This is a genomic window from Streptomyces coeruleorubidus, from assembly GCF_028885415.1.
Classification (GTDB): domain Bacteria; phylum Actinomycetota; class Actinomycetes; order Streptomycetales; family Streptomycetaceae; genus Streptomyces; species Streptomyces coeruleorubidus_A.
Map to the genome: position 1 here is coordinate 8,672,457 of NZ_CP118527.1, position 24,116 is coordinate 8,696,572.

The 24,116-nt window shown below is 71.9% G+C and carries 24 protein-coding genes and 2 pseudogenes; 14 read left to right on the forward strand and 12 right to left on the reverse strand.

The features are described 5' to 3' along the window. Nucleotides 1-26 precede the first annotated feature (26 nt). The 5 genes from PV963_RS39840 to PV963_RS39860 are packed head-to-tail and all read left to right on the forward strand — an operon-like array spanning nt 27 to nt 4,267. Entirely contained in the window at nt 27-1,370 is a 1,344-nt protein-coding gene (locus PV963_RS39840) for an L-fuconate dehydratase (RefSeq protein ID WP_274821306.1), read from the forward strand. Then, nucleotides 1,367-2,122, forward strand: coding sequence for an SDR family NAD(P)-dependent oxidoreductase (locus PV963_RS39845; RefSeq protein ID WP_274821307.1), 756 nt, complete (start codon nt 1,367-1,369; stop codon nt 2,120-2,122). The genes PV963_RS39840 and PV963_RS39845 overlap by 4 nt, the downstream gene beginning before the upstream one ends. Next, nucleotides 2,119-3,129, forward strand: a complete 1,011-nt coding sequence (locus PV963_RS39850) for an aldo/keto reductase (protein ID WP_274821308.1) — start codon at nt 2,119-2,121, stop codon at nt 3,127-3,129. The genes PV963_RS39845 and PV963_RS39850 overlap by 4 nt, the downstream gene beginning before the upstream one ends. Then, complete coding sequence (locus tag PV963_RS39855) at nt 3,126-3,443, forward strand: L-rhamnose mutarotase (protein WP_274821309.1); 318 nt, start codon at nt 3,126-3,128, stop codon at nt 3,441-3,443. Before PV963_RS39850 ends, PV963_RS39855 begins: the two co-directional genes overlap by 4 nt. Next, nucleotides 3,440-4,267 (forward strand): amidohydrolase family protein, encoded by an 828-nt coding sequence (locus PV963_RS39860; protein WP_274821310.1) that lies wholly within the window; start codon nt 3,440-3,442, stop codon nt 4,265-4,267. Before PV963_RS39855 ends, PV963_RS39860 begins: the two co-directional genes overlap by 4 nt. On the opposite strand, the gene PV963_RS39865 is transcribed toward PV963_RS39860, so the two are convergent. Beyond that, nucleotides 4,255-5,676: a lipase maturation factor family protein gene (locus tag PV963_RS39865; protein WP_274821311.1), complete on the reverse strand. Its 1,422-nt coding sequence runs from the start codon at nt 5,674-5,676 to the stop codon at nt 4,255-4,257. The two genes, PV963_RS39860 and PV963_RS39865, sit on opposite strands and share 13 nt — an antisense overlap. Before the next feature lie 141 nt (nt 5,677-5,817). Between PV963_RS39865 and PV963_RS39870 the strand changes: the two genes are divergently transcribed. The 3 genes from PV963_RS39870 (at nt 5,818) to PV963_RS39880 (ending at nt 10,035) form a co-directional block, all read left to right on the forward strand. After that, complete coding sequence (locus PV963_RS39870; protein ID WP_274821312.1) at nt 5,818-6,984, forward strand: DUF6777 domain-containing protein; 1,167 nt, start codon at nt 5,818-5,820, stop codon at nt 6,982-6,984. A 77-nt stretch (nt 6,985-7,061) separates the two neighbouring features. Next, nucleotides 7,062-9,149, forward strand: coding sequence for a SpoIIE family protein phosphatase (locus PV963_RS39875; RefSeq protein WP_274821313.1), 2,088 nt, complete (start codon nt 7,062-7,064; stop codon nt 9,147-9,149). Between the two features lie 22 nt (nt 9,150-9,171). Then, nucleotides 9,172-10,035, forward strand: a complete 864-nt coding sequence (locus tag PV963_RS39880; RefSeq protein WP_274821314.1) for an Fpg/Nei family DNA glycosylase — start codon at nt 9,172-9,174, stop codon at nt 10,033-10,035. Between the two features lie 200 nt (nt 10,036-10,235). Here PV963_RS39880 and PV963_RS39885 read toward each other — a convergent pair. After that, nucleotides 10,236-10,340, reverse strand: a pseudogene (locus tag PV963_RS39885) (hypothetical protein); the annotation flags it as partial. Between the two features lie 411 nt (nt 10,341-10,751). Between PV963_RS39885 and PV963_RS39890 the strand changes: the two are divergent. After that, nucleotides 10,752-11,954 carry an IS110 family transposase gene (locus PV963_RS39890; protein WP_274814237.1) on the forward strand — a complete coding sequence of 401 codons (1,203 nt, stop codon included), beginning with the start codon at nt 10,752-10,754 and terminating at the stop codon, nt 11,952-11,954. Nucleotides 11,955-12,074: 120 nt separating this feature from the next. Here the strand turns inward: PV963_RS39890 and PV963_RS39895 are convergent, their stop codons facing one another. From PV963_RS39895 to PV963_RS39905, 3 genes are all read right to left on the reverse strand, one after another. Then, the gene (locus tag PV963_RS39895) at nt 12,075-12,728 is read right to left on the reverse strand and encodes a zf-HC2 domain-containing protein (protein WP_274821315.1); all 654 of its coding nucleotides are present in this window, start codon (nt 12,726-12,728) and stop codon (nt 12,075-12,077) included. Nucleotides 12,729-12,879: 151 nt separating this feature from the next. Further along, on the reverse strand, nt 12,880-13,389 hold the full coding sequence (locus PV963_RS39900) for a hypothetical protein (RefSeq protein WP_274821316.1): 510 nt from the start codon (nt 13,387-13,389) through the stop codon (nt 12,880-12,882). 151 nt (nt 13,390-13,540) lie between these two features. Next, nucleotides 13,541-14,086, reverse strand: a complete 546-nt coding sequence (locus PV963_RS39905) for a sigma-70 family RNA polymerase sigma factor (RefSeq protein WP_274821317.1) — start codon at nt 14,084-14,086, stop codon at nt 13,541-13,543. A gap of 222 nt (nt 14,087-14,308) precedes the next feature. Here PV963_RS39905 and PV963_RS39910 point away from each other — a divergent pair, with 222 nt between their 5' ends. Continuing rightward, entirely contained in the window at nt 14,309-15,463 is a 1,155-nt protein-coding gene (locus PV963_RS39910) for a CapA family protein (RefSeq protein ID WP_274821318.1), read from the forward strand. Between the two features lie 20 nt (nt 15,464-15,483). Here PV963_RS39910 and PV963_RS39915 read toward each other — a convergent pair. Both PV963_RS39915 and PV963_RS39920 read right to left on the reverse strand, forming a co-directional pair. Continuing rightward, nucleotides 15,484-15,948, reverse strand: a pseudogene (locus PV963_RS39915) (APC family permease); the annotation flags it as partial. Nucleotides 15,949-16,034: 86 nt separating this feature from the next. Then, a complete protein-coding gene (locus PV963_RS39920; protein WP_274821319.1) occupies nt 16,035-16,496 on the reverse strand; it encodes a universal stress protein in 462 nt (153 codons plus the stop codon). A gap of 430 nt (nt 16,497-16,926) precedes the next feature. Here PV963_RS39920 and PV963_RS39930 point away from each other — a divergent pair, with 430 nt between their 5' ends. Further along, nucleotides 16,927-17,754 (forward strand): polysaccharide deacetylase family protein, encoded by an 828-nt coding sequence (locus PV963_RS39930; protein WP_274821320.1) that lies wholly within the window; start codon nt 16,927-16,929, stop codon nt 17,752-17,754. A 9-nt stretch (nt 17,755-17,763) separates the two neighbouring features. On the opposite strand, the gene PV963_RS39935 is transcribed toward PV963_RS39930, so the two are convergent. Together PV963_RS39935 and PV963_RS39940 are read right to left on the reverse strand one after the other, a co-directional pair. Then, entirely contained in the window at nt 17,764-18,582 is an 819-nt protein-coding gene (locus PV963_RS39935) for an IS5 family transposase (protein ID WP_274822027.1), read from the reverse strand. A gap of 289 nt (nt 18,583-18,871) precedes the next feature. After that, nucleotides 18,872-19,540, reverse strand: a complete 669-nt coding sequence (locus PV963_RS39940) for a class F sortase (RefSeq protein WP_274821321.1) — start codon at nt 19,538-19,540, stop codon at nt 18,872-18,874. A gap of 373 nt (nt 19,541-19,913) precedes the next feature. Here PV963_RS39940 and PV963_RS39945 point away from each other — a divergent pair, with 373 nt between their 5' ends. Then, entirely contained in the window at nt 19,914-20,402 is a 489-nt protein-coding gene (locus PV963_RS39945; RefSeq protein ID WP_274821322.1) for a hypothetical protein, read from the forward strand. A gap of 109 nt (nt 20,403-20,511) precedes the next feature. Here the strand turns inward: PV963_RS39945 and PV963_RS39950 are convergent, their stop codons facing one another. The 3 genes from PV963_RS39950 to PV963_RS39960 all read right to left on the reverse strand — a co-directional run bounded on the left by PV963_RS39950 (nt 20,512) and on the right by PV963_RS39960 (nt 22,198). Further along, nucleotides 20,512-21,039: a hypothetical protein gene (locus PV963_RS39950; protein ID WP_274821323.1), complete on the reverse strand. Its 528-nt coding sequence runs from the start codon at nt 21,037-21,039 to the stop codon at nt 20,512-20,514. Nucleotides 21,040-21,263: 224 nt separating this feature from the next. Further along, nucleotides 21,264-21,998 carry a DUF4239 domain-containing protein gene (locus PV963_RS39955; RefSeq protein ID WP_274822263.1) on the reverse strand — a complete coding sequence of 245 codons (735 nt, stop codon included), beginning with the start codon at nt 21,996-21,998 and terminating at the stop codon, nt 21,264-21,266. Nucleotides 21,999-22,069: 71 nt separating this feature from the next. Beyond that, nucleotides 22,070-22,198, reverse strand: coding sequence for a hypothetical protein (locus tag PV963_RS39960; protein ID WP_274821324.1), 129 nt, complete (start codon nt 22,196-22,198; stop codon nt 22,070-22,072). Between the two features lie 22 nt (nt 22,199-22,220). Between PV963_RS39960 and PV963_RS39965 the strand changes: the two genes are divergently transcribed. Both PV963_RS39965 and PV963_RS39970 read left to right on the forward strand, forming a co-directional pair. Continuing rightward, nucleotides 22,221-22,670, forward strand: a complete 450-nt coding sequence (locus PV963_RS39965; RefSeq protein WP_274821325.1) for a hypothetical protein — start codon at nt 22,221-22,223, stop codon at nt 22,668-22,670. A 291-nt stretch (nt 22,671-22,961) separates the two neighbouring features. Further along, a complete protein-coding gene (locus PV963_RS39970; protein WP_274821326.1) occupies nt 22,962-23,954 on the forward strand; it encodes an SCO0930 family lipoprotein in 993 nt (330 codons plus the stop codon). The last annotated feature ends 162 nt before the right edge of the window (nt 23,955-24,116 follow it).

A 24,116-nucleotide genomic window follows, 5' to 3' on the forward strand; every position in this document is an offset into this window, starting at 1 on the left:
TCCGCCACCGACCCGAAAGGCCCTCCGTGTCCCCGACGCCCGCCCGCATCATCGCGGTCGACACCCACGACGTCCGCTTCCCCACCTCGCGCGAGCTCGACGGCTCCGACGCGATGAACCCGGACCCCGACTACTCGGCGGCCTACGTCGTCCTGCGCACGGACGCGGCCGACGGGCACGAGGGGCACGGATTCGCCTTCACCATCGGGCGGGGCAACGAGGTGCAGGTCGCCGCGATCGACGCGCTGCGCGGACACCTGACCGGCCGCTCCGTCGACGATCTGTGCGCCGACCCGTCCACCCTGAACCGCGACCTGATCGGCGACAGCCAACTGCGCTGGCTGGGGCCCGAGAAGGGCGTGATGCACATGGCGATCGGCGCGGTCGTCAACGCCGTGTGGGACCTCGCCGCCAAGCGCGCCGGCCTGCCGCTGTGGCGGCTGCTCGCCGAGGCCGAACCCGAATGGCTGGTCCGCCAGGTCGACTTCCGCTACCTCACCGACGCCCTCGCCCCCGAGGAGGCCCTGACCCTCCTGCGCCGGGGCAGACAGGGCGCCGAGGAGCGCACGGCCCGGCTGCTGGAGCGCGGCTACCCCGCCTACACCACCTCACCCGGCTGGCTCGGCTACGACGACGACAAGCTCACCCGGCTCGCGGACCGGGCCGTCGCCGACGGCTTCCGGCAGATCAAGCTCAAGGTCGGCGCCGACCTCGACGACGACATCCGCCGCTGCCGCGTCGCCCGGTCCGTCATCGGCCCGGACATCCGCATGGCCGTCGACGCCAACCAGCGCTGGGACGTCGACGAGGCCGTCCGCTGGACCAAGGCCCTCGCCGAGTTCGACCCGTACTGGATCGAGGAGCCCACCAGCCCCGACGACATCCTCGGCCACGCCGCGATCCGCCGCGCCGTCGCCCCCGTGAAGGTCGCCACCGGCGAGCACGTGCACAACCGGATCGTCTTCAAACAGCTCCTCCAGGCCGGCGCGCTGGACGTCGTCCAGATCGACGCGGCCCGGGTCGGCGGCGTCCCCGAGAACCTCGCGATCCTGCTGCTCGCGGCCAAGTTCGGCGTCCCCGTCTGCCCGCACGCGGGCGGCGTCGGCCTGTGCGAACTCGTCCAGCACCTGTCGATGTTCGACTACGTGGCCCTGACCGGCACCACCGAGGACCGCGTCATCGAATACGTCGACCATCTGCACGACCACTTCCTCGACCCGGTGGTCATCCGCGAAGGTCATTACACGGCACCCACCGCGCCGGGCTTCTCGGCCGCCATGCGGCCCGAGTCGCTGGCGCGCTACACCTACCCGGGCGGCGAGTTCTGGGCCGCCGACCTCGACGAACAGAAGAAGGATCGGGCTGTATGAGCGACTTCGAGGGCCTCAGGGCCCTGGTGACGGGCGGCGCCTCCGGAATCGGCCGGGCCACCGCGGAACTGCTCGCCGAGCGCGGCGCCCAGGTCGCCGTCCTGGACCTGGACCCGGCATCGGTCGACAAGCCGCTGCTCGCCTACCGGGCGGACGTCACCGACGACGCGTCCGTGCGCGAGGCCGTGGCGGCGGCGGTCGCCGACCTCGGCGGGCTGGACGTCCTGGTCAACAACGCGGGCATCGGCGCCCAGGGCACCGTGGAGGACAATTCCGACGACGACTGGCACCGCGTCTACGACGTCAACGTCGTCGGCATGGTCCGCACCGCCCGCGCCTGCCTGCCCCACCTGCGCGCCTCCGCGCACGCGGCGATCGTCAACACCTGCTCCATCGCGGCCACCGCGGGCCTGCCGCAGCGCGCCCTGTACAGCGCCACCAAGGGCGCCGTGTACTCGCTGACCCTCGCCATGGCGGCCGACCACGTCCGCGAGGGCATCCGCGTCAACTGCGTCAACCCAGGCACGGTCGACACACCGTGGGTCGGCCGCCTCCTCGACGCCGCACCCGACCCGGCCGCCGAACGCGCCGCCCTTCAGGCCCGCCAGCCCACCGGCCGCCTGGTCGGCGCCGGCGAGGTCGCGGGCGCCATCGCCTACCTGGCGAGCCCCCTGTCCGGCGCCACCACGGGCACCTCGCTCGCCGTCGACGGCGGCATGCAGGGCCTGCGGCTGCGCCCGGTGGCCCGGTGAACCGGCTCGGCGGCAGCGGCGTCGAGGTCAGCGCCCTGTCCTTCGGCGCGGCCGCGATCGGCAACCTGTACACCGAGGTCGGCGAGGAGCAGGCCCACGAGGCCGTCGAGGCCGCCTGGCAGCGGGGCATCCGCTACTTCGACACCGCCCCGCACTACGGCCTCGGCCTGTCCGAACGCCGCCTCGGCGCCGCCCTGCGCGACCGTCCCCGCGACCGGTACACCGTCTCCACCAAGGTGGGCCGCCGCCTGGAACCCTCGGACGGCACCGGTGACGACCTGGCGGGCGGCTTCGCCGTGCCCGCCACCCACCGCCGCGTCTGGGACTTCAGCGCCGACGGCATCCGCCGCACCCTGGAGGCCAGCCTCGAACGGCTCGGCCTCGACCGGGTCGACATCGTCTACCTCCACGACCCGGACGAGCACGCCGAGTGGGCCTTCCGCGAGGGCTACCCGGCGCTGGAGAAGCTCCGCTCACAGGGCGTGGTCGGGGCGATCGGCGCCGGGATGAACCAGGCGGAGATGCTCACCCGCTTCGTCCGCGACACCGACGTCGACGTGGTGCTGTGCGCCGGCCGCTACACCCTGCTCGACCAGAGCGCCCTCACCGGCCTGCTGCCCGCCGCCCAGGAACGCGGCACGTCCGTCGTCATCGGCGGCGCCTTCAACTCCGGCCTGCTGGCCAACCCGCAGCCGGGCGCGAAGTACAACTACACCGTCGCACCCTCCGACCTGGTCCAGCGGGCGCTGCGCCTGAAGTCCGTCGCCCACCGCCACGGCACCACGCTGCGCGCCGCCGCCCTGGCCTTCTGCGCCGCCCACCCGGCCGTCGCGAGCGTCCTCGTCGGAGCCCGCTCGGCACACGAAGTCCGCGATTGCGCCCACCAGTTCGCAGCCCGCGTGCCCGCCGCGTTCTGGCAGGAGCTGCGCGCCAAGGGCCTGCTGCCCGCCGACGCCCCCGTCCCCGCCGAGGAACCGTCCGAGGCACCGGCCAAGGAGCCGTCATGAGAGTCGCCCTGCACACCAAGGTCCGCGCCGACCGCATCGCCGACTACGAGGCCGCCCACCGCGAGGTGCCCGGGGAACTCACCGACGCCATCCGCGCCGCCGGCGCCACTTCCTGGACGATCTGGCGCAGCGGCACCGACCTGTTCCACGTCCTGGAGTGCGAGGACTACGCCCGTCTCCTCGCCGAACTGGAGAAACTTCCGGTCAACGTCGCCTGGCAGGCGCGCATGGCCGAACTGCTGGACGTGGTGCACGACTACTCCGGCGAGGGCGCGGCCGCCGGCCTGCCCGTCGTCTGGGAGCTGCCGTCATGACCGTGGTCGACGCGCACCACCACGTCTGGGACCTGGCCGTCCGGGACCAGGACTGGATCGCGGAAGGCAGCCCGATCCGGCGCGATTTCACGGTGGAGGATCTCGCATCTCAGGCCCGCGCGGCCGGCGTCGACCGCACCGTCCTCGTCCAGACCGTCACCGTCCCCGAGGAGACCCCGGAGTTCCTCGCCCTGGCCGACGAGCACGAGCTGATCGCCGGGGTCGTCGGCTGGACCGACCTCACCCGACCCGACGTGACCGACGAGCTGGCCCGGCTGCGGGAACTGCCCGGCGGGCCGTATCTCAAGGGCATCCGGCACCAGGTCCAGGGCGAGCCGGATCCCGAGTGGCTGCTGCGTCCGGACGTACGCCGAGGCCTGACCGCCGTGGCCGACGCGGGGCTGGTGTACGACCTGGTCGTGCTGCCCCACCAGCTCCCGGCCTGCACCAAGGCGGCCGTAGGTCTGCCGCAACTCACCTTCGTCCTGGACCACTTGGGCAAGCCGCCCATCGCCTCAGGTGGCCTCGAACCCTGGGCGTCCGACCTGCGCGCCCTCGCCGCCCTGCCCAACACCGTCTGCAAGCTGTCCGGCATGGTCACCGAAGCCGACCTCGCGTCCTGGACGATCGACGACCTGCGCCCGTACGCCGACACGGTGCTGGAGGCCTTCGGCCCGGACCGCCTGATGTTCGGCTCGGACTGGCCGGTGTGCACCCTCGCGGCGACCTACGGCGACGTGCTCGACACCGCACGCCGGCTGACCGGCCCACCCGACCACGCCCGGATCTTCGGGGCCACCGCCACCCGCGTCTACGACCTCTGAACGGTCTCCGCCAGCCGCGTCGGCGGCAGGAACTCCCGTACGTACGTCCGCTCCCAGCACGCGCCCGTCTCCCGCAGCTCCCGCCACGTCGTGTAGCGGTAGCGGAACAGGCGGGCGCGCACGTACCGCGGGGGCTCCTCCGGCGGGAACGGCGAGCGGCGCAGCAGCTTCAGCGTCTCGCGGTCGTTCTCCAGCAACCGCTCCACCAGCGCGCCGAACCACGACCCGGCGTACGCGGGGGAGAGGGCCGCGAACCACATCAGCCAGTCGAGCCGCAGATGGTACGGCGCGAACTGGCGCGGCCAGTGCCGGGGATCACCGGGCTTGCCCTTGAACTCGTACTCCCGCCAGTGCGAGTCCTCACGCGGTACGTCGTCGGCCGTGCCCTCGACGACCACCTCGTAGCGGACCCGGCTGACGCTGCCGAACGCGCCGTAGGTGTTGACCAGATGGAGCGGGTCGAAGGAGCGGTTCATCACCTGGCGGCGGGAGATCATGTTGCGGACCGGGTGGTAGCTGAGCCCCACCAGCAGCGCGGCGACCGCGAGGACCACGACCACGTACCAGAGCGGGGCGCCGGGCACGTCCGGCGGATCGGCCGGGAACCGCACCGCCGACAGGGCCAGCACGATCGTGATCCAGTTCAGCCAGGCGAAGTTGCCCGACAGCACCAGCCACAGCTGGGTGACGATCATCAGCGCGGCGGCGGCCGTCGCGACCGGCTGGGGCGTGAACAGCAGGAACGGCACCACGAGTTGCGTGAAGTGGTTCGCGGCCACCTCGACCCGGTGCAGGGGCCGGGGCAGATGGTGGAAGAACCAGCTCAGCGGGCCCGGCATCGGCTGTGTCTCGTGATGGTGGTCCAGGCACGTCAGCTTCCGCCAGCACTCGTCGCCCCGCATCTTGATCAGCCCCGCGCCGAACTCCACGCGGAACAGGATCCAGCGCAGCAGGAACAGCACGACGACGGGCGGCGCCACTTCGTCGTTGCCGAGGAACACGGCGAGGAAGCCCACCTCCAGCAACAGCGACTCCCAGCCGAACGAGTACCAGGTCTGCCCGACGTTGACGATGGACAGGTACAGCACCCACGCCACCAGCCACAGCAGCATGCCGCCCCACAGGGGCAGAGCCGAGTCGAGCCCGGCCAGCAGCGCCGCCGACACCGCGCAGCCCGCCCACGCGCAGACGGCGAAGAAGCGGTCCGAGTAGTGCAGCTGGAACAGGCTCGGCGCCCGCTTGAAAGGCACCCGCTCGACGAACTTCGGCACCGGCAGCATGCCGCGCTGCCCGATCAGCGCGCGGAACTGCAACGCCGCCGTCAGGAACGCGACGAGGTAGACGGCGGCCAGCGCCCGCTGGAAGACCAGCCGGCTCAGCCAGTAGTCGGATGCGGTGAACCAGTCCACGGCCGTGCGCTCCTCCCAGTGCGTCGCCGGACCCCGAGGTCACGCTCCGTGTGCCACCGCTCCGGTTGCGTGACCCGAGTGAGTGAAGCAAACAATAGTGATCAATTAACTCGTATGTGACGAAATGGGCTGGAGGGCGAGGTGCGGACACCGACCGGGACCTTCGTCACGGCCTGCGCGCTCTCCGCGGCGCTCCTCCTCTCCGGCTGCGGCGCGAACGGCGGCGGCGACGGCGATGGCGACGCCGCGGGCGCCGGCGGGGCACTCTTCCTCCAATCGGCCGCGGCCCAGGGGCCGAACCCCTTCACGGACTCCGCGGCCACCACGACGGCTACCCCGTCCCCTACCCCCCGAACGCCGGAGACGGCCGGCCCGGGCGATGCCGTCCGGGTCTCCGCCTCTCTCAGCGGCCTGCGCTCGCTCTCCGGCGGAACCCCAGGCCTGTACGGCGGCATCGAGAGGACAGGCAGCTGCGACGTCGCCCGGCAGATCGGCCACCTCACCCGCGACCGGGCCAGGACGCGCGCCTTCGCCCGGGTCGCGGGCGTCTCCCCGGCGTCCGTCCCGGACCACCTGCGCGGACTGACCCCGGTCGTGCTGCGCGCCGACACCCGCGTCACCAACCACGGCTTCCGGGCCGACCGGGCCGCCGGCTACCAGGCCGTCCTCCAGGCGGGCACCGCCGTCCTGGTCGACGACCGGGGCGTGCCGCGCGTCCGGTGCGCCTGCGGCAACCCGCTCCGCCCGCCCGTGGCCATGCGCGGCACGCCCCACACCACGGGCACCCCTTGGCCCGGCTACCGGCCCGGCCGGGTCGTCGTCGTGAACCCGGCCCCGCAGGCGATCACCGACTTCACGATCGTCGACGTCACCACCCGCACCTGGATCGAACGGCGCGCCGGCCACGACGTACGCCGCGACCGGGCCCTGCCGCCACCGGTCTGGGCGACGACGCCCCCGGCCCCGGCGCCGGAGCCGTCCGAGCCACCGCCCCCGGTCCCGCGCGAGCCCCTCGTCCCGGGCGAGCCCGGCGTCTCCCCGAACCTGGACTTGGACAGCGCGTCCCCCTGGGACCTGAGCCCTCCGAGTGACCCGAGCCCTCCGGCCACCGTCACGGACCCGTCACCGCCCGACGACACGGGCCCGCTGCCAGGTGAGCCGTCCCCCGAAGACCCCGGCGGCCTCGACGAGGTCGGCCCCGACACCGTGCCGGACAGTCCCGATCCGCTCGACGGAGCCGGGCTGATTCCCGACGATCCGGCCGAAGACCGCATCCTCGGCAGCCCCACGGACGTCTTCGGTAACTGAGGGCCGGTTCGGCGGAGCGGCCCGTAAACTCAGCACATCCGGTCGAAGAATCGGACGAATCCTGGCAAGGTGGGCCCATGGCTGATCGGGGAGCGAGAGCCCTGTCACTCCCGGACGACTGGCCCGCCCATCCGGACGCGATCCTCGCGCTCAACCGGATGGGCAGCTTCGACTGGGATCTGGACACCGGCCTCATGCAGATGGACGCCCAGGCCCACGAGGTCTTCGACGTGCGCCCCGACGAGTACGACGACCACCCCGAGACCCTCTCCCAGCGCGTCCCGCCCGGCGAGGCCCGGCGCCTGGACACCGCGGTCACCCAGGCCCTCAAGGACGGCAGCGAGAACTACGGCGCCTACTTCCGCATCCGTTGCCGCGACGGCTCCCTGCGCTGGACCCACACCCAGGGCTACATCGGGCGCGACGACACCGGACGGCCCCGCCGCATCATCGGCATCGTCCGGGACGCCACCCAGGAACTCGCCGAGAGCGAGGCCCGCAGCGACCAGGCCGCCCAGGACGAGGCCCGCCGGCAGCAGACCAGCGTCGTCGAACTCACCACGGCCGCCCTCGCCCACGCCCGCACCGTCCAGGACGTCATCGACGTCCTCAAGGACACCCACGGCCTCACCCACCTGGGCGCCACCAGCCTCGTCATGGGCCTGGTCGAGGCCGGCCGCATCCGGCTGGTCGCCGAGGGACCCTCGGACAGCTTCGTGCCCGGCACCCGCATCACCCGGATCGACGAGCCCTACCCCATGAGCGAGGCCGTACGGACCCTCGCCCCCTGCTTCATCGAGTCGCCGGAGGAGTTCGCCGAGCGCTACCCGATCCTCTGGCCGCACATCACCGACCTGAACATCACCTCCGCCGCCTATCTGCCGCTCATCGTCCAGGCACAGCCGATCGGCGCGATGGGCCTGCTCTACAGCGACCGGCGCGGCTTCACGCCCGAGGAGCGCAACATCCTCGTCGCCCTCGGCAGCAGCATCGCGCAGAGCCTCCAGCGGGCCATGTTCTACGAGCAGGAGATGGACCTCGCGCAGGGCCTCCAGCAGGCCATGCTGCCCCGGACCATCCCGAGCGTGCCCGGGGCCGACATCGCCGTCCGCTACCGCGCCGCCACCATCGGCGGCTCCCTCGGCCGTGACATCGGCGGGGACTGGTACGACCTGATCCCGCTGCCCGGCGGCCGGGTCGGCGCCGTCATCGGCGACGTCCAGGGCCACGACACGCACGCGGCCGCCGTCATGGGCCAGTTGCGCATCGTGCTGCGCGCCTACGCCGCCGAGGGGCACACCCCGGCCACCGTGATGGCCCGGGCCTCCGTCTTCCTGCACGAACTCGACACCGACCGCTCCGCGACCTGCCTCTACGCGGAGGCCGACCTGGCCACCGGCGTGCTCCAGATGGTCCGGGCCGGCCACATCGATCCGCTCGTGCGGCAGACCGACGGCTCCTGCCGCCGCGTCACCGTCCCGGGCGGCCTGCCGCTCGGCCTGTCCGCCGAGTTCGGCCGCCTCGACTACCCGGTGGGCACCGTGGAGCTGGACCCGGGCGAGACCCTGCTGCTGTGCACCGACGGCCTGGTGGAGCAGCCCGGCGCCGACCTCGACGACGGTATGCGCACCCTCACCGCGCTCGTCGAAACCGGCCCCGACGACGTACGGGACCTCGCCGACCGGCTCATCGACGTGGCCGCCGAACGCGGCGGCGACGACGACGTGGCGCTGCTCCTGCTGCGCCGGCGCGGCCCGGACGGCCCGCAGTCCGGCCGTCGGCTCCAGTGGCTTGTCGCCCCCGGCGATCCGGCGGCCCTGGTCGAGGCCCGGCACATGATCCGCACCGCGGTCGGCGCCTGGGGAGCCCGGGACCGCGCCGACGAGATCGAGCTGGTCGCCGACGAGCTGATCACCAACGCCCTGATGCACACCGAGGGCTCCGCGATCGTCACCCTGCGGGCCCTCACCGGCTCCGAGCGCCGGCTGCGCGTCGAGGTCGAGGACTCCTCCAGCGCCCTGCCGCGCCGCCGCGAGGCGGGCGAGTCGGGCGTCTCCGGGCGGGGCCTGCTGCTGGTCGAGCTGCTCACCGACGTGTGGGGCGTGGAGGCACGCGGCGGCGGCAAGGCCGTGTGGTGCGAGTTCGTGGTGCCCGACCCGGAGTGACCCCACGTGGCACTCTGGACCTATGCCGGAACTCCCCGAGGTCGAGGTGCTCAAGGACTTCCTCACCGAGCACCTCGTCGGCCACGAGATCGTACGGGTGCTGCCCGTCGCGATCAGCGTCCTGAAGACGTATGACCCGCCCCTGTCCGCGCTGGAGGGCCACGAGGTCGCCGGCGTGCGCCGGTACGGCAAGTTCCTCGACATCAGGACCGAGGGCGGCCCGCACTTCGTGACGCACTTGGCCCGCGCCGGCTGGCTGCACTGGAAGGACCGCCTGCCCGACGGCCCGCCCCGCCCCGGCAAGGGCCCCCTCGCGCTGCGCGTGGCCCTGGAGACCGGCGCCGGCTTCGACCTGACCGAGGCCGGCACCCAGAAGCGGCTCGCGGTGTACGTCGTGGCCGACCCGCAGGAGGTCCCGGGCGTCGCCCGGCTGGGCCCGGACCCGCTGGCCGACGACTTCGACGAGCGGCGCTTCACGGAACTGCTGGCCGGTGAACGGCGGCAGATCAAGGGCGCGTTGCGCGACCAGGGCCTGATCGCGGGCGTCGGCAACGCCTACAGCGACGAGATCCTGCACGCGGCGAAGATGTCGCCCTTCAAACTGGCCGCGTCCCTGACCGAGGAGGAGACCGGGCGACTGTACGCGGCCCTGCGCGACACACTCACCGAGGCGGTCGAACGCTCCCGGGGCGTGGCGGCGGGCCGGCTGAAGGCCGAGAAGAAGAGCGGCCTGCGCGTGCACGGCCGCACCGGCGAGCCCTGCCCGGTGTGCGGCGACACCATCCGCGAGGTGTCCTTCAGCGACTCCTCGCTCCAGTACTGCCCGACCTGCCAGACGGGCGGCAAACCGCTGGCGGACCGCAGGATGTCCCGGCTGCTGAAGTGAACCGTGCCGGCCCTCACCGGGGCGGGCCCGACCGCTCGAACATGAGGATGGTCGCGTCGTCCCGCAGCCGGCTGGTGGACGAGTCGAGGATGGAGTGGATGAGGCGCCGCAGCGTCTCGGGCGCCAGCTCGCCCGCGGCCGTCGCCCGGCTTCAGCGCGACCTCGTGCGTCTGCCACTGCCGCCCGGCGAGCAGCGACGGCAGCCCCATCGGCGGATCGGGCTCGCGCCGCTTGGCGTCCACGAGCAGCCGCTGGTCGCGGATGAGCAGCGGGGTGGGATGCCCGCAGTTGCTCCACCGCAGCATCCCGGAGAATAGATCACGAAGTGCTGGAATCCCAGGGCCCGGGTGCAGCGGGCCATCGCGGTGGTCAGGTCCAGCGCCGCGGTCTGCGGATCGGCGAGGAACTCCTCCAGGCGACCGCCGCCGGTCTCTGCCGTCGCCACCTCGTCTCCCCCGTTATCTTCTTCGCGGTCCTGCAAGAGGGCCGCTGGCCTCCGGGCCCGGCATGACTTTTGCCCCCTGTCGAAGGGATGACCTGGGGGGTGGTGTCACCGGGCCCGAGGGGTGCCGTCGGAGACGCTGATCAGAGGTCCGACCACTGCCTGGCCGGGCGAAATGCCCGGCTGCTCGCGGGCGGCAGGTCTGCATAACGTGGCTGCGCGAGAACGGCTCCCGACCTCGGGGCCGGCACACGTCGACACAGGTGGGGGCACGGTGATCAGCATCGACGGGGTGGGCGTCTTCCTGGGCCTGGACGTCGGTAAGCAGACCCATCACGGACACGGACTGACCCCGGCCGGGAAGACGGTCTTCGACAAGCCGCTGCCGAACAGCGAACCGAAGCTGCGGGCGGTCTTCGACAAGCTGAAGGCCAAGTTCGGCACCGTCCTGGTGGTCGTGGACCAGCCTGCCTCCATCGGCGCCCTGCCACTGACCGTCGCCCGGGACGCCGACTGTCAGGTCGCCTACCTGCCAGGCCTGGCGATGCGCAGGATCGCCGACCTCTACCCCGGCGAAGCCAAGACCGACGCGAAGGACGCCGCCGTCATCGCGGACGCCGCCCGCACCATGCCCCACACCCTGCGCACCCTCGACCTGACCGACGAGGTCACCGCGGAGCTGACCATGCTCGTCGGCTTCGACCAGGACCTCGCCGGCGAGGCCAACCGCACCTCCAACCGCATCCGCGGCCTGCTCACCCAGTTCCACCCCAGCCTCGAACGCGTCCTGGGCCCGCGCCTGGACCACGCAGCCATCACCTGGCTCCTCGAGCGCTACGGATCTCCGCAGGCACTCCGCAAGGCAGGCCGCCGCAGGCTCGTCGAGGTCATCCGCCCCAGGGCACCGCGCATGGCCGAGCGGCTGGTCGACGACATCTTCACCGCGCTCGACGAGCAGACCGTCGTCGTCCCCGGCACCGGCACCCTCGACGTGATCGTGCCGTCGCTGGCGAAGTCGCTGGCCGCCGTCCACGAACAACGCCGGGCCCTGGAGGCCAGAATCGAGGCCCTGCTGGAGGCCCACCCTCTTTCCCAGGTCCTGACCTCGATGCCCGGCATCGGCGTCAGGACCGCCGCAGTCCTCCTGTCCACCGTCGGCGACGGCAGCTCCTTTCCCACCGCCGCCCACCTGGCCTCCTACGCCGGCCTCGCCCCGACAACCCGGCAGTCCGGAACCTCGATCCACGGCGAACACGCCCCCAGAGGCGGCAACCGCCAGCTCAAACGGGCGATGTTCCTGTCCGCGTTCGCCGCCCTGCACGATCCCGCCTCCCGCACCTACTACGACCGCTGCCGAACCCGCGGGAAGACCCACACCCAGGCACTTCTCCGCCTCGCCCGCCAGCGGATCAACGTGCTGTTCGCGATGCTCCGCGACGGCACCTTCTACGAACCCAAAACCCCACGCCTCGCTTGACGAAAGACATAGAGGCACCCCCCGCCGGGACCGCGGGCACCCGGGACCTCCCGGGTGCGTTGGTCCAGCAGTCTCACATCGCGGTGTGGGGAGCGCCCGGCGACAGGGGCGGACGGATGGTCAGCGCGGTTGGAGTCGGACCAGGACCTCTCCGGCCGCCGAGCGGATCTCGTAGCGGGCGATCTCCGCCGGATGCATGGACGAGCTGGCCATCATCGTGTTGGGCTGGGCGTCGTGGCCGGGCCCGTGCCAGCTGGCCGCGGTCTCCTGCGTGCCGTCGTGGCCGACGATCACCAGGTGGCAGGCGCGGGGGCCCGCCGCGTCCTTCACCTTCAGCTCGACCTGGCTGCCCGAGGCCTCGTCCTCCGTCGTGACCTGCGCCCACATCCCCGTCCTCCCATCGGTCGCCGCAACCGTCAGGGGCCCCTCGTCGCTGCCCTCCGCCATCATCGCGACCCCGGGCACCGACACGGCGAACACCACCGACGCCGCCAAGGCGAACAGCATGCGTCTGCGTCCGGCCCGGCGCCGCGTCGCCACCTCGGCCAGCAGCCGGTCCAGCATGCGCGGCCCGGGCTGCGCCATCGGGTGCACGAACCGTGGCGTCGCCCGCCGGTACAGCATCAACTGCCGTGTCGTCGGGCCAAATTCCGTCACCTCTGCGGCGCACCGAGGGCACTCCATGAGGTGGTCCTCGAAGCGGAAGGCCTCCGCCTCGTCCAGCACGCCGAGCGCGTAGGCGCCGACGTCGCGATGCCTTTCCAGGGACCTCATGCCGAATCCTCGTGCCGTTGGGTGTGGGTGGGGTTACTCCTTGCTCCCACCGGTACGGACCAGGCAGCGGAATCACTCAAGCCGGTGACACAATCGCAACCAAAGGATTCGGAGCGCTCCGGCCCGCGGATTGGTCCGGGGCCGCAGAAATCTAAAAAAGGTGGATGGCGAGGTGTCCCAGCGGCAGTCCGAGCTGCCAGGCGGGCGTCCAGACCTTCGGCCCCTCGTCCTCCCCGACCACCGGAGCGCCGCCCGGCACCGCGTTCAGGTCGGGCGCGAGCAGCTCCGTCTCCTGGAGCCAGCGCCAGGCCTCCGCCGCCAGGTCCAGGTCCGGCGCGGGCCGGCCCGACTGCGCGGCCCCGGCGACCAGCTCGGCCAGCCGCTCGCGCACCCACTCCTGCCACGGCTGGTCGTACGCCGTCAGTGACAGCCACGTCTCCAGCTGCGTGACGACCCGGATGCCGGACAGCTCCCCCTCGGTGTCGGAGAGAAAGATGGTCAGCGCCAGGGCGTCCCGCCCCGCGCGGAACTCGAAGGACGTCGGCGGCATCAGATCGCCGGTCCGCAGCAGTTCGTCGGCGATGTACTCGGCGTACAACCACGCCATGGGGACGGTCAGTTCGCCGCCGCCGTCCGTGCTCTCGTGACCTCTGTGCAGCATCCCTTCCTGCCTTCCTCCGGTACGTGCGCGTCGCCCGACACCGGGCCCCGGGGCGCTGACGGCCCCATCCGGAACACGGATGGGAACAGCCGATTACTCAACCGGGGTCCTCAGCAAGGCGCTTTACGGAGGTTTGACTCAGCCATGGGTTTCAGCGCAGGTCGGTGGCGTATCCCGGCAGCACCCGGCGCAGGGCGCGCAGCGCGTAGTACGCGCGGGACTTCACGGTACCGGGCGGGATGCCGAGGGTCGCCGCGGCTTCCGCCACACTCGCCCCCTGGAAGTACACGAGCACCAGGACTTCACGGTGTTCCGGAGTGAGTGTCTTCACAGCCTGGCGGACGTCGAGCATCGCCGCGGCCCGCTCGGCGTGGTCGGAGATGACCCGCGCGTTCTCCAGCACCGCGTCGCCGACCTCGGCCGGCCGGGCCTGCCGGGCTCGCCGGGCGTCGATCGCGAGCCGTCGCCCGACGGTCATCAGCCAGGGCCGTACGGACTCGAAGTCGTCGGCGCGCAGCGCCTCGGGGTGTTGCCAGGCACGCACCAGCGTCTCCTGGACCAGGTCCTCCGCGCGCTGCCGGTCACCGTCGCAGAGCCGGAGCAGGAGCGCGAAAAGGGGCCGGCCGTGCTCCCGCTGCAGTGCGGCGAGCTCGTGCTCGGCGGTCGTTCCGTTGGTGAGAGTGGATCCGGCCGTCATGGCCGTATGCCACCGCAGGGCCAAGCCAGGGGACAGGGCACGTATCCGCCTGTGCGACGGACGGTCGATCGCGTCGACGAACGGTTCGACGAACGGTCACGGCCGCCCGCCGGGCGCCCGCCGGACGGGCTAATGAGCGTGTCGGAGCCGTGTGGGGCGCTGTGAGCCTTCTTTCCTGTTTGTGCGTAAATACGACCACAACGCCCACAGTGGGGTGAATGCATGATCGCACGCAGTCGACAGGTGGCCCTGGCCCTGACCGTCGCCCTCGCCGCGGGTGCCGCCTGCCAGGCCCGCAGCCACGAACCGACCGGCCCCGGACGCCCGGCACCGTCCGTGGCCGGATCCCGCGGCTTCACACTGGTCGCCTCCGGCGATGTCCTCCCGCACAGCTCGATCATCGACCGGGCCCGCTTCGACGCCGGCGGCACCGGCTACGACTTCCGGCCGATGCTCGCGGGGATCCGCTCCGTCGTCTCCCGCGCCGACGTGGCCCTGTGCCACATGGAGACCGTCTACGGCGCGGACGGCGACTACACCGGCTATCCCGCCTTCAAGTCCCCGCCCGAGGTGGCCCGGGCCCTCGCCGCCACCGGCTACGACGGCTGCTCCACCGCCTCCAACCACACCCTCGACGACGGCGCCGCCGGCATCCGCCACACCCTCGACGCCCTCGACCGCGCAGGCGTACGGCACGCCGGCTCGGCACGCGCCGAGGAGGAGGCCCGCACGGTGACGGTCCTCCAGGCGGGCCCGGCGAAGATCGCCCACCTCGCCTACACCTACGGCACCAACGGCATCCCGCTCCCGGACGGACAGCCCTGGGCCGTGAACCTCATCGACGAGGCCAGGATCCTCGCGGACGCCCGGGCCGCGCGCCGGGCCGGCGCCGACGTGGTCGTGGTCTCCACGCACTGGGGCACCGAGTGGCAGGACGCCCCCGACGAGCAGCAGCTGACCCTGGCCCGCAGCCTCACCGCCGCCCGCAGTCAGGGGCGCCCCGACATCGACCTCATCCTCGGCACCCACGCGCACGTCCCGCAGGCCTACGAGAAGGTGAACGGCACCTGGGTGATCTACGGCATGGGCGACCAGATCGCCGGCGAGATGACCAACCACCAGGGCACCCGGGACCCGCGCGGCAACCAGTCCACCCTCGGCCGCTTCACCTTCGCCCCACCCGCACGGCCGGGCGGCCGCTGGGAGGTGACGAAGGCCGAGTTCGTCCCGCAGCTGTTCGACGTCGACGCCGGCCGGGTCGTCAACCTCAATCGGGCGATCGCCCAGGGCGCCGGCGTACAGGCCGTCCGCGACCGCATCCGCGACGTCGTGCTCAGCCGGGGCGCGGCCGAGGACGGCCTGGTGATGGGGGAGTAGGACCGCCGGAGCCCGGCCGGTCAGCGCCGGGCCAGCTCCGAGCGCCGGTAGGAGTACGCGAAGTAGACGACGAGCCCCAGCGCGAACCAGACGGCGAACCGCGCCCAGGTCTGCCACTGGAGGAAGGTGATCAGCCAGATCGAGAAGACGATGCCCACCGCCGGCACGACCGGCATCCACGGCGTACGGAACGTGCGCGGCAGGTCCGGCTGCCGGTGGCGCAGCACGATCACCGCCGTGCACACCACCACGAACGCCAGCAGGATGCCGATGTTGGTCAGCTCGGCCGCCTCGCCGATCGGCAGGAACCCGGCGATGGCGGCCGACGCGAACCCCACGATCCAGGTGACGCGTGTGGGCACGTGTCGCGTCGGGTGCGTCTTCGCGAACCACCTGGGCAGCAGCCCGTCACGGGACATGGAGAACCACACCCGGGTCACGCCCAGCATGAAGGTGAACATCACCGTGAGATCCACCACCAGCGCGGCCTCGGGATCGGCCCGCACCCGGTCGAAGAGGCGGGCCCAGGGCCCGGTCAGCACACCTGGGTCCACGGCATGCCGGTAAAGGCCTACGGCACGACCGTCACCGGCCAGCGCCCCGCCTTCACCAGCCGTACCGCCACCGATCCGACGATCCGGTGGCCCGCCTGTTCGGACGCGCCCACGACCACCGCGTCCGCCTTGAGTTCGTCCGCCGCCTTCACCAGGCCGTTGTACGGGTCGCCGCGGAAGGTGTGGAACTCCCAGCGGACCTCGAATATCCCCTTGAGCCGCTCGGCCGCGTCCCGGATGTACGCCACCAGGTCCTCGGCGATCTCGTCGGTCGTCCCGGCCACCGGCGCCCCGAGCGCCGCGCCCGCCGCCAGCACCGGCTGCACGTACACCACGGCGAGCAGTGCGTGCTGGCGGCGGGCCAGGCCGGCGGCGTAGGCCGCGGCGCGCAGGGACGAGTCGGAGCCGTCCACCCCGGCCACGATCACCTTCGGTCCGTCCGTGCCCCGTTCGAAGTGATGGGCGTGCTGTTCCGTCACGCTGCGAGGCTATCGAAGGCCACAGCTCCGGCTCTGAGCCCGCTGCTGTTCTTCTCCAAGTGGTGGCAACTGGAGGCCCTGTACCGGTCCAACGCCAAGCAGGGCTTCGTCTCCGTACCGTCGATGCGCAAGTTGCGGGGAAGCGGGCACTCGAAGGACGGACAGCGGCCCGCCCCACGGAAGGGCCGCCGTCACTGGCGGCGCTCGGCCTCGCCGGAGGGGACGGGACCGAGCCCGCCGACCCCCTCGCCGGCCTGCCGCCGAGGTCAGGCAGGGCCAACAGGGGTGTCCGGACCTCCAGGTAGCGTGCCCTGTCGTTCCTTCTGATGCGCCGCCACTGACCCTTCCGCTTAGGCCGTTCGGGTGAAAAGGTGCCGCCGCACCGGTGTTGCTCAGGTGCGTCGGCCTTCCGCCGGGCGACTGATGAGTCATGAAGAGTGATCAGTTGCTCACCCGGCGCCGGCTGTTGATCGCGGGCACCGGCGCCGTGGGAGCGGCCGCCACGGCCGGTGTGCTCACGGCGGTCATCGGAGAAGGCCCCGCCGGGACCGTCCCGGTCGCGGGGCCCCAGGCCCGCCGCCCGCCCGGCTCCTCCGCGTACCGCCTCCAGCCCCTGACCGGATACGGCCCGCCGCAGGCCGCGCCCCGCCGGACCCTGGTACGCCGCCAACCGCTGCTGCGCCTCTCCGGCCGCGGCCGCACCATGGTGCTGACCTTCGACGACGGCCCCGACCCCCGCTACACCCCGGACATCCTCGACATCCTGGCCGAGTACGACGTGCGCGCCATGTTCTTCGTGTGCGGGGAGAAGGCCGTCGACAACAAGGAGCTGCTGGCCCGGATGGCCGACGAGGGCCATGTCGTCGGGAACCACACCTGGTCCCACCCGCTGCTCACCCGCCTCACCCGCCGGCAGATCCGCTCCCAGATGGAACGCACCAGCGACGTCATCGAGGAGGCCTACGGCGAGCGCCCCGAGTGGTTCCGCGCCCCCTACGGCACCTGGAACCGCGCCGCCTTCCAACTGGGCGCCGAACTCGGCATGGAACCCCTCGCCTGGACGCTCGACACCCTCGACTGGGCGACCCCCGGCGCCCGGACCATCGTCAACCGGGTCGAGAACGGCGCCGCCCCCGGTGTCGTGGTGCTCGCACACGACGCCGGGGGCGACCGCTCGCAGAGCGTGCGGGCCCTGCGGCGCTATCTGCCCGAACTGCTGGACGCCGGCTACCACGTCACCGTGCCCCGGCGGCACTAAGGGGTCCTTTCAGAATGCTGGGTGCTTGCGGGCGAGGGTCATGCAGTGGGCGAGCTGCAGGAAGGCGTCGTGCATGTCGTCTCGGGCGTCCCAGCGGGTGCGTAAGCGGCGAGGGCCGTGGAGCCAGGCGATGGCGGACTCGGCAACCCACCGCACACGGCCCAAGCCGGAGCCATGCGCCTGACCGCGCCGGGCGATCTTCGGGACGATGCCACGCTCACGTAGCCGACGGCGGTAGATGTCGTGGTCGTAGCCACGGTCGGCATACAAGGTGCGGGGCTTGCGCCGGGGCCGGCCCCGCTTGCCCCGCACCGGCGGCAGGCCGTCGACCAGCGGAAGGAGCTGGGTGACGTCGTTTCGGTGCCCGCCCGTCAACGACACCCGCAGCGGGGTGCCGTGCGCGTCGGTCAACACGTGGTGCTTCGAGCCCGGCCGTGCACGGTCAACCGGGCTCGGGCCGACTTTTGGGCTGCTTCGCCCCCGCTTGGCCTGCACGTGCGAGGCGTCAACGGTGACGCGGGAGAAGTCCAGGCGGTCTGCCGCCCGCAGCCGGTCCAGCAGCACCCGCTGGAGTTCCTCCCACACCCCGGCCTCCTGCCATTCGGCCAGCCGCCGCCAGCAGGTAGGACCGGAACCGAACCCCAACTCCTGCGGCAGGTACTCCCATTGGATTCCGGTGTAGAGGACGAACAGCACACCCTGCAGCGTTTTGCGGTCATCGATCCGCTTGCGCCCCGGGTGCCGGAACCGCCGTTCATGCTTCGGCAGCAGCGGCTCGATCACCGCCCACAGCTCGTCACTGACCTCCCACGGCTTGCGCCGCACCAGGGTCACCCCCAAGGAGCACGCACGGGATCACATACTTCTCCACCGTGCCACAAGAAGATCATTCTGCAAGGAGCCCTAAGGGGCTTCTGATGGATCTCCGCGGCGTCGCGACGCCCGGCACGCACTCTCGCCGCACCGGACAAAAGGCCTAGTAGCTCCGCTACGAGGCCTTCCGCCCGGCACGCCGAGAGCACGCACCGAACGCCGCTCCTTCTTCCACGGAGATCCATCAGAAGCCCCCTGCACGTGAGACATGCCGTCGGGCCTTCGCCCGCCCGGCCGGGAACGCTCAGCGCACCTCGACCAGGCGGGCGAAGGCGACGACGTTGCCCTCGTAGCCGTTCTGCTGGGAGAAACCGCCGCCGCAGGTGATGACCCGCAGCTCCGCCGAGCCCTTGGAGGCGTAGACACGGTCGCCGGGGAAGTTGTCCTTCTCGAACACCTCGACGCCGTAGATCTCGAACACGACGGTCTTTCCGTCCTGCCGGGCGACCTCGACGCGGTTTCCCTGCTTCAGGGCCCCGAGCCCGTAGAACACGGCGGGGCCCTGCTGGTTGTCGACATGGCCGACGACGACCGCGGTGCCCTTTTCGCCGGGGGTGACTGCACCGGTGAACCAGCCGGCCAGGTTCGGGTCCTCCGGGGGCGGCGCGCCGACCCAGCCGTCCGCGTCCAGGCCCACGGGAATCATCGGCGCGTCGACCTGGATCGCGGGGATCCTGACCCGGTCCGGGAGGGCGTAGGGGAGGGGCTTGACGACCCCGGCGAAGGTGTCGCCGGGCACGTGGCTGTCCGCCGCGGCCGCGGTCGCCGGCTGCGGCGGGCCCTCGTCGAATTCCCCCGAACCATTCCGGATGAGCGCGAGGCCGGTCAGCAGAACCAGCGCTATCACGCCCCACGGGGCGCGCTTCTTGCGCCGCGCCTCCTCTTCCGCCTCGGCCAGCTCGGACGCAGACATGGGCCATCCCCTCTCGACGCGGCCGTCGCCGTGTCGTTCGCGCATATCAGAACGCTAAGTGCCGCGCGCGAAAGCGGCGACGGGGCAGGAGCGAACGGGTGGACACGGGGCTGTCCGGGGTGGCCCAGGGCTGCCAGGGGTGGCCCCGGGGGCATGAAGTGCGCCATCCGAGTTGCCGCCGCGAGGAATTTTCTGACGGGGCGTGACCTGCGGCGATATCCGATTGCGAGGTTGTCCCGCGGTGCCTGCTCTCACCAGGACGGACCATTCCCGAAATGCGGGTCGGGGCTGGGCAACTGACTGTCTTTCTGGGAGGCGCTTTCTCGCCGATCGACCGGGGACGGGTCCCGGGGCGTCTTCCGCGGAGGTTCACATGCGTAACACTCGTGCCCTGGCGGTCGCCGGCGCCGCGGTCGCCGCCCTCGGCCTCTCCGCCCCCGCGGCCGTCGCGTGGGACACACCCAGCAACATCGTCGCCCTGCCCAGCACGATCGCCCGCGGCGGCCAGCTGACCATCACGGTCGACGGCTGCCCCAAGGGCGGCACGGCGACCTCCAATGCGTTCACGATGCCGGCGAGGCTCTCGCCCGTCTCCAGCCCCAAGGAGACGGCGAGGGGCACCGCCACCATCAGGAACAACGCCAGCCCGGGGCCGTACGACATCACGGTCACCTGCGACGGCAGGAGTCTGACCAAGCCCCAGGCCTTCACCGTCATCGGCGGTGTCCGCGGCGGTATCGGCGGCAGCAGCACCACCGGTGCGACCCCGACCGACATGGCCATCGGCGGTGGGCTCGTGGCCGCCGCGGTCGTCGGCGGCGGGGTGTTCTGGATGCGCCGCCGCGCCGAGCGGCGCGTCTGACGCCTCGTTTCCCGCTCCTTCGACGAGCCGCCTCGCACGTGAACGGTCATCGCCCCGGATCCCTCGACGGATCCGGGGCGCAGACTTCTTGTGCGACGCGCCGGGCGGGTCAGCCGGCGTCCTCGTCGGTGCGGCGGCGTGCGAAGTGGTACGCCGTGCCCAGCGCGCCGGCGATGAGCGCGGCGCCGAGGCCGATCTCCTCGAGGTCGAAACCGGCGAGGGTGCCGCCCTCTCCGGCGTGCACGCCCTTCGACGGGTGGCGGTGGTGGTGTGCGGGGTGATGCGCAGGACGGCCGCCCGCGATGGTCAGGCGCGCGGTGCCGCTCGACTCGTCACAGACGAACTCCACGTCGTACACGGCGCCGGGCTTGGCGTCCCAGTCGACCCTGGCCGTCGCCGACGACGTCTCCGGCGGGATGGCGACCACGTCGAAGACCGGTGAGAAGACCGCGGCCTCCCCCTTGCACGCTTCGTTGCGCTCCACCCGCAGCGTGACCTGGCCGCCCGCCGCGACGGTGGAGGGCTCGACGCTGAAGCCGAAGTCGGTCCGGATGGCCGCGCCGGCCGGTACACAGGAGGTGAGGGCGCCGGCGCCCAGCAGTACGGCCGAGGCCGAAGCTACGCATATCGCGCGCATGGTGAATCCTCCGGGTCCCCGAGGAGCAGCCGCGGACCTGTTCCGCTCACGTCATACATGCACCTCGATGCCCGAAACGCTAAGAACGCACGTACGGCGGCGCGATCGCAGTAGCGCGAATGGGGCACACGTGTGGGCCATCAGAGGGAACCTCGTTGACGCGAACGGGGGACGGCGACGGTGTGTCGCTCGCCCCCCGGCCCGGTTCCGTGGTGCGGGTGCCGTCAGCCCCCGGCACCCGGGAAGAGGTTCAGGAACGGGTCCGCCGACGCGGTCACGCCCCTGCTGTAGGGCGAGTCGAAGTCCCAGATCAGGAACAGCAGGAAGGCGATCAGCGCCGAGAACAGCCCGGCGAGGACCAGTTCACGCGTCGTTCTGCGGATCTGGAGGGCGAAGATCATCCCGATGGTGACGACGGCTCCGGTGATCAGCCCGAACCACACCACGCCCGGCATGGTCTCCCCGGTCGACTCCGCCCGGGCGATCCGGGCCTGGCTGGCCGCGGTCACCTGGTCGATGAGCGGCTGATAGGCCTGGGCCTCGAAGTCCGTCTTCGGCTGGTAGTCGGTGACGTCCTGGCGGACGCGCGCGAAGAGCTCGCCGCCGCGCTCGGTGACCTGGCCCTTGTCGGCCATGGTGTCCCACTCGGTGGTGACGACGTGGCTCACATACGCATGGATGTCGTCCCGGATGCGGTCGCGTACGTCGTCCGGGTAGACCCGGACCCGCTCCGAGATCTCGTGCAGCGCGGTGGCCTCCGCCTGGACGTGGTCCTGGGCGGCGCTGCGCCCCTCCCACACACCGGCGATAGCCAGACCCAGGACGATCGCGTACACCACGCCGATCCACATCGTCATGTACTCGATGACGTCCGGTGTCTCGCTGGGGTCCTCGTCGTCGGACGCCGTGCGGTGGCGTACGAGGGTGATGACGACCACCACGGCACAGGCGGCCAGCATCGCGAGGATGAGAACAAGCCATTCCGGCAAGAGATGCCTCCAGGGCTTCAGGGATTCCAGAGCTTCAGGGATCAGCGCGCGCGCAGCGCGGCGACGGCGACCACCGCGGGCACCGTGACGAGCAGGACGAAGGTGAGCGGCGACATGGCGTTGCCCGCCGGTCGTGGCCGCGGCGCGGCGCGGTAGCGCGGGTAGCGCACGGGTGTCGCGGACGGACGCGGGGTGGGCTTCGCCGACGGCTTCGGTGCCGGGGCGGGGGGCGGGGGAGGCACGGGCCTGGGGGCCGGCCGGGGCGGCGCTGCCGGGCGGGGCGCGGGCGGCGGAGGCGGAGGCGGCGGCTCCGGTCTGGCCGTGGGGGGCGGTTTCGGGGGCGGGGGCGAGGGCGAGGGCGGCGGTGGTGTCGGGTCCGGCGTCGGAGTCGGCGTCGGTGTCGGTGTCGGCTTCGGCGGCGGGGGCGTCGGAGTCGGTGTGGGCGTGGGGGTCGGTGTGGGTGTCGGGCACGGCGGCTTGGTCGTCCAGGTCCTGCTTCCGGCGACCGCCACCGCCTCCGTGCCGTCCGGCCCCGTCGATGCGTACGCGCAGGAGTCGGCCACCGCCACTCCGGCCGGAGCGCCGACGAGCGCCCACGTCAGCGTCGCCACCGCCAAGGCCCTTGCGGCGAGGGCGGATTGAGTCGATACGGGTCCATGCACGACGGAGATCATGATCCTTGTCCTGCCGGAATGTGCCGGAGCGCAAGGGGATTGCCCCGAAAGAGGGATAACGGGGTGCCGCCGGTTTGCTGGACGGTCGCCCGCAGGTTTTCGACGCGTCCCCGTGTGCGGTGACGGGCGCTGGCCGTCACAGGTTCCGGAAAGAAATTTGGCCGGTGGTTGAACACCATCACGCCTCCCATGCGTACTCATGACCGTGCGGCGGCGCAGCAGGGCGCTGCAACACCCTTGCGATTATGGGGAGTTGACGATGAAGACCTCCTGGCGGAGCGCCTCACTCGTGGCGAGCGCCGCGGCGGTCCTGGCGCTGACGACGGCGTGCGGTCAGGACAGCCCACCGGCGGCCAGCCAGAACGTGGGTGCCACGGCGGCGCCCGGGGACTACGGAAGCATCGGCTCGGGCGCCGGGAACGGAGTGGCCGGCAACGCGAGCGGCCAGCCGGCCGCGCCGAGCCCTTCCAGCCCGTCCAACCCCGCGGGCAAGTTGTCCGTCGCCACCGCCGAAGAGGTCGGCAAGGTGGTGACCGACAGTCTGGGACTCACCCTGTACCGGTTCGACCAGGACACCGACCAGCCGCCCAAGTCGAACTGCGACGGCGACTGCGCCAAGACCTGGCCGCCGGTGCCCGCGGACGACGCCGAGGCCGGCGAGGGCATCGACAAGTCGCTGCTCGGTTCGGTCACCCGGGCCGACGGCACCAAGCAGCTGACCGTCGCCGGCTGGCCGGCCTACCGCTACGCCAAGGACGTCAACGCCGGTGACGTCAAGGGCCAGGGCGTGGGCGGCAAGTGGTACGCGCTGGCCCCCGACGGCAAGAAGGCCCAGGGCGGCGGGGCCGGCGGCGAGGGCACCGAGGCGCTGCCCGGGCTGTCCACCCGCAACGACCCCAAGCTGGGCGAGATCGTCATCGACAAGAACGGCATGACGGTCTACCGGTTCATGAAGGACTCCCAGTGGCCGATGAAGACCGCGTGCACGGGGGACTGCCTGGAGAAGTGGCCGGTCGTCGCACCGGTCGACGAGAAGGACACCAAGGGGATCGACCTTCAGGGGTCCACGCCCAACCGGGGTTACGTCGTCTTCGACCGCCCTGACGGCATCAAGCAGCAGACCATCGACTGCATCCCGATCTACACCTTCGCGGGCGACAAGAAGGCCGGAGACACCAACGGCCAGGGCGTCGGCGGTACCTGGTACGCGATCCGCCCCGACGGAAAGCCGGTCGGCGCCTCGGAGAAGTAGAGAGAAACCTCCCCAGGGTTGATCATCTCGTCGACCCGACGGAGCCGACCCGGTCCGCCCCTCCGTGACTCACGGAGGGGCGGACCGTTTTGACGTGCTCGGACACCGTTCGTCATATGTTCGAATAGCATGCGCGCGGGTATCAATTCGGCACGTGCCGCA

Excerpts from the sequence above, each read along its gene's own strand:
- PV963_RS39845 (WP_274821307.1), top strand. The coding sequence starts at position 1,367 with ATGAGCGACTTCGAGGGCCTCAGGGCCCTGGTGACGGGCGGCGCCTCC.
- PV963_RS39855 (WP_274821309.1), top strand. The coding sequence starts at position 3,126 with ATGAGAGTCGCCCTGCACACCAAGGTCCGCGCCGACCGCATCGCCGAC.
- PV963_RS39860 (WP_274821310.1), top strand. The coding sequence starts at position 3,440 with ATGACCGTGGTCGACGCGCACCACCACGTCTGGGACCTGGCCGTCCGG.
- PV963_RS39875 (WP_274821313.1), top strand. The coding sequence starts at position 7,062 with ATGGCTGATCGGGGAGCGAGAGCCCTGTCACTCCCGGACGACTGGCCC.
- PV963_RS39880 (WP_274821314.1), top strand. The coding sequence starts at position 9,172 with ATGCCGGAACTCCCCGAGGTCGAGGTGCTCAAGGACTTCCTCACCGAG.
- PV963_RS39895 (WP_274821315.1), bottom strand. The coding sequence starts at position 12,728 with ATGAGGTCCCTGGAAAGGCATCGCGACGTCGGCGCCTACGCGCTCGGC.
- PV963_RS39900 (WP_274821316.1), bottom strand. The coding sequence starts at position 13,389 with ATGCTGCACAGAGGTCACGAGAGCACGGACGGCGGCGGCGAACTGACC.
- PV963_RS39905 (WP_274821317.1), bottom strand. The coding sequence starts at position 14,086 with ATGACGGCCGGATCCACTCTCACCAACGGAACGACCGCCGAGCACGAG.
- PV963_RS39910 (WP_274821318.1), top strand. The coding sequence starts at position 14,309 with ATGATCGCACGCAGTCGACAGGTGGCCCTGGCCCTGACCGTCGCCCTC.
- PV963_RS39930 (WP_274821320.1), top strand. The coding sequence starts at position 16,927 with ATGAAGAGTGATCAGTTGCTCACCCGGCGCCGGCTGTTGATCGCGGGC.
- PV963_RS39940 (WP_274821321.1), bottom strand. The coding sequence starts at position 19,540 with ATGTCTGCGTCCGAGCTGGCCGAGGCGGAAGAGGAGGCGCGGCGCAAG.
- PV963_RS39945 (WP_274821322.1), top strand. The coding sequence starts at position 19,914 with ATGCGTAACACTCGTGCCCTGGCGGTCGCCGGCGCCGCGGTCGCCGCC.
- PV963_RS39950 (WP_274821323.1), bottom strand. The coding sequence starts at position 21,039 with ATGCGCGCGATATGCGTAGCTTCGGCCTCGGCCGTACTGCTGGGCGCC.
- PV963_RS39955 (WP_274822263.1), bottom strand. The coding sequence starts at position 21,998 with ATGCTGGCCGCCTGTGCCGTGGTGGTCGTCATCACCCTCGTACGCCAC.
- PV963_RS39970 (WP_274821326.1), top strand. The coding sequence starts at position 22,962 with ATGAAGACCTCCTGGCGGAGCGCCTCACTCGTGGCGAGCGCCGCGGCG.